This is a genomic window from Okeania sp., assembly GCF_983059655.1.
In genome coordinates this window covers 2,320-6,489 of record NZ_CEZPJD010000434.1, presented here as the reverse complement: position 1 = coordinate 6,489, position 4,170 = coordinate 2,320, and the positions used below count along the sequence as shown (strand labels likewise).

The following is a 4,170-nucleotide window of genomic DNA, read 5'->3' as shown; positions in this document are numbered from 1 at the left end:
AAATGCTTTTGGGTTGCCCATACTAACTGTAGTCTATCCATGTGAAAAGCGCTAATAGATGCCTTCGTTGATTCTGCTTTGTATAATTTACAAAGTGGTAAAATGTACTACTTGCACTCTAGTACTTTATATTGATTGACATAAGTAGATTAATACTTAGCAATAAAGTCATTTGTCAGTAATACTTTCATTAAAACTAATACTCTCCTAGTTAATGAAATTTAGTATTATTACTAGGCCCAGAAAGTAGTAAATTGTAGGTAGTATACCTATACAAAATAATCAGTGTATTTTTTCCTAAAATAAATTTGCTTAAACTACCTCTGGGAAAGGAATATTATTTAACAGTAAATATATAAAAAATATATAAATAATTTGGTGTCCACAATTGGTAGGGAGTTTAATCCCCAATAATATTGAACCTAAAATTTTATTTTGTAATTTTATACTTATGATGCCATGTCTAATGAAACAGGTCTATTTTTAAACTCACAGATTGAGAAAGCAATTGAGCGAAATCCCCTAATAGTTACTCCAGATATTTTACTGACTGAAGCAATAAATCATCTAAGTCAAGCTAGGGAGCAAAATGAGGAAATTAATCCAGTGGCAAAATCAAATCAATGTATAGAGCCAAGCAAGCTATCGAGTTGTTTATTAGTAGTAGAAAATAATCAACTATTAGGAATACTAACCGAGCGAGATATAGTACGCTTAATTGCCCAAGAAATTTCTATAGAAAATGTGAAAATAAATGATGTGATGACTCGGAAGTTGATTACAGTAGTTGCTTCAGAGGTCAAAGATATTTTTACAATTGTCAATTGTTTTCGGCAGCATAAAATTCGTCATCTACCAGTATTATCCAAAACAGAAGAATTAGTAGGTTTGATTACAGTAGCAAGTCTCCGCAATTCTCTAAAATCAGTCGATCTACTCAAACATCGACAGGTGAAAGAAGTGATGACTACCGATGTTATTCATGGATCGCTTGATTTATCTATATTTGCTTTGGCAGAAAAAATGGCAAAGTATCGAGTTAGTTGTATAGTAATAGTCCGCACAGATCCACAACAGATACTATATCCTATTGGAATTGTCACAGAAAGAGATATTGTGCAATTTCAAGCACTGGGAATGAATGTTAAACAATTCAGAGCTTCAGAAGTTATGAGTACACCTTTAGAGAGTTTGACTCCGTTTGATAGCTTATGGAAAGCTCATCAACAAATGCAAAGGTTGCGAGTACGACGATTAGTAGTATGTGGTAGTGATGGTCAATTGTTAGGTATAGTCACGCAAACTAGCTTGTTGGAAAATCTGAATACTGTAGATATGTATGGAATGATTCAGATATTGCAACAGGAAGTCGATCGCCTACAAACTGAGAAAATTGAGATGTTGCATCGCAATAATAATCATCTAGAGCAACAGGTACAGCATTTGCAAGAATCAGTACATAAACTGGAGCAACGCAACCATGAAATGGCAACTATTAACCAAATGATAGATTTTTTACAAGCTTGCGAAAAAATTGAAGATGCGAATAAATTGCTAGCAGAATTTATCAAAAAATTGTTTCCAGGCTTTTCTGGCAGTGTTTTATCGAGAGATGAAGATAACAATAAATTTGAAAGTGTCAGTCATTATGGCAATGTAGCAGATGGCGAAATGTTGGTTGAATTTAATCATTGTTGGGCATTGCGCCATCAACAAATTCATATTGCTAGCAATAATCAACCAGAATTATTTTGTCGTCATACTTATCAGGAGCCTCAACTTACTGCAACTATTTGTATTCCCCTCTTAGCTCAAGGTGAAGCTTGGGGGATATTTTATCTACGAACCGAACAACCTGAAGGAATTAGTAGCTATCAACAACAGTTAGCTCATACTGTCGCTGAACAAATTTCTTTAGCACTGTACAATCTTAAACTTAGAGAAAAATTAAGAAATGAAAGTATTCGTGATTCCCTAACAGGTTTATTTAATCGACGCTATTTAGATGAATCTCTCAAGCAAGAAATTATCAAAGCGAAACGTTATCAACAAACTCTAAGTATTATCATGGTAGATATCGATCGCTTTAAACAGTTTAACGATACTTATGGTCATGATGTAGGAGATCTTGTGCTCCAAAAAGTAGCAAATTTTTTACAGAAACAAGTTAGAAAATATGATATTGTTTGTCGTTACGGTGGAGAAGAAATGACTGTGATATTAACTAATATTCCTCTAGAAATTGCTCACAAAAGAGCAGAAATGATGTGTTCAGGAGTGAGGAAATTATCACTAAAACATCAGGGAGAAACTCTGCCAAATATTACTGCTTCTCTAGGAGTTGCTTGTTTTCCTCTACATGGAAATACAGGAGAAAAAATTATTCAACGGGCTGATGAGGCTTTGTATCAGGCGAAGAAAACAGGGCGTAATCGAGTTGTTTTGTATCAATTAAAACCGTAGATTGAATTTTGATTTGATTTGATGATTTTTTAAATTAAGAAATATTAAAAAAAACTGAATTAAGCATAAAGAAATAAGTCATATATAAATATGTAGAGGCATAACATAAATAAGCAACCTTATTTAATGAACTACAATCAAATTAAGCCCAATGAAAATAGGTCATTTCAGCGAAAAGTTAGCTTCCTACGGAGGAGCTACACTAACGGCTATCAGTCAAATTATTGTAGTAGTTAACTCATTATTATTTGTAACAATTAATCCGGAATTATATGGTGGATTGTTCGATAAAATTAAGCAGTTGAAAATAGAAAATCCTAGCTGTCTGGAGTGTGATATCAAAATAGCTGAATGGAAAAAGAAGGAAGAAGTCATAATACTTTAGCTAGAATTTGACAGGCGATCGCTAGTGTCGGTGCAAATTTAACTATAAAATTTGTTGGCACTAGCGAGCAACTCCCCTATAAAATTAAATCTAGTTGAATACTTATTGTATAGTTATTTGATTTTTGGAGATGTCTATTAATTATTTCAATATTGAATCTCCCCACTCCTCCACTCCCCCACTCCCCCACTCCCCCACTCCTCCACTCCCCTACTCCTTTACCCGGACATGATATTACTGTGCTTGTACTGCCGGAGTAGATTTTGCCTCCCATTCAAAGGCAGTATATTTCCCACCTAAAGCTTCTACTATTGTTCGAGTATTAGACACTAACATTTTAACGTAACTATCTCCTTCGCTCCCTGAAGCGCCGATAGAATCTGAATATAACTCTCTTGGCGCTAATTTCACTCCTGCTTCCTGAGCTACAGTTGCGATTAACTGAGGATTAATTGTTGTCTCCGCAAAAATAGCAGGTACTCCAGTTTTCTTAATTTCCTCTGCCAAATTTTTCACCGTCTTGGCACTGGGTTGCTCTTCGGTACTCATGCCAATTAAAGTTCCTGTCATTTTTAAACCATAAGCTCTCACATAATATTCAAAAGCATCATGAGTCGTCACCAGTCGGCGCTTACTTTCTGGAATAGTTGCTATTTGTTCGCTAATCCAAGTATCAACTGCTAGTAATTCTTCAGTTAGTCTCGCTGCATTCTCCGTAAACAGGTCTCGATCTTCCGGCGACAACTTAATCAAAGCATCCCGAATCCCATTTACCATCAAAATTCCATTTTTCGCATCACCCCAAACATGGGGGTCTGGCACTAACTCGCCCTGATCTGGATTTTGTAATGGTGTTACCTTTTCTCCTACTGCCAATTTTTCGGCTTTTATACCAGCAGCATTCATCAGTTTAATTAAACCAGGTTCTAAATTGTAGCCATTGTAAACAATTAAATCTGCTTCCTCAAAAGCCACACTATCATCAGGCACAGGTTCATAAATATGGGGGTCAGCTCCAGGTTCCATAATTCCTTGATGTTCAATTTCATCCTCGCCTATTTTTTCTGTCATATCGGCAATGATGGTGCTAGTAGAAACTACTTTAGGTTTTTTTTCATTACCGTCTGAAAATGGGGCAGCACAGCTACTTATCCATAATCCCAATAAAACTCCTAATGCTGGCCACAACTTTTGTGGGAAACCTTGAGTAGAAATACTGCTTAATTTCATTTTCATTTTAATTGACAATTTTTCATATTCCTTTCATAATGTATATCATATTGTTTTCATATTTTTGATATAGCAGAAGAAAGAAGGTATCC

General features: G+C 35.2%; 3 protein-coding genes. 2 read left to right on the top strand and 1 reads right to left on the bottom strand.

Annotation, left to right across the window (positions count from 1 at the left end):
• Positions 1–459: 459 nt before the first annotated feature.
• Both AC3DU7_RS21175 and AC3DU7_RS21170 read left to right on the top strand, forming a co-directional pair.
• Positions 460–2,463 (top strand): diguanylate cyclase, encoded by a 2,004-nt coding sequence (locus tag AC3DU7_RS21175; RefSeq protein ID WP_488041280.1) that lies wholly within the window; start codon positions 460–462, stop codon positions 2,461–2,463.
• A gap of 151 nt (positions 2,464–2,614) precedes the next feature.
• Complete coding sequence (locus AC3DU7_RS21170; RefSeq protein WP_488041279.1) at positions 2,615–2,848, top strand: hypothetical protein; 234 nt, start codon at positions 2,615–2,617, stop codon at positions 2,846–2,848.
• A 234-nt stretch (positions 2,849–3,082) separates the two neighbouring features.
• Here AC3DU7_RS21170 and AC3DU7_RS21165 read toward each other — a convergent pair whose 3' ends face one another.
• Positions 3,083–4,078: a metal ABC transporter solute-binding protein, Zn/Mn family gene (locus AC3DU7_RS21165; protein WP_488041281.1), complete on the bottom strand. Its 996-nt coding sequence runs from the start codon at positions 4,076–4,078 to the stop codon at positions 3,083–3,085.
• Positions 4,079–4,170: the final 92 nt, after the last annotated feature.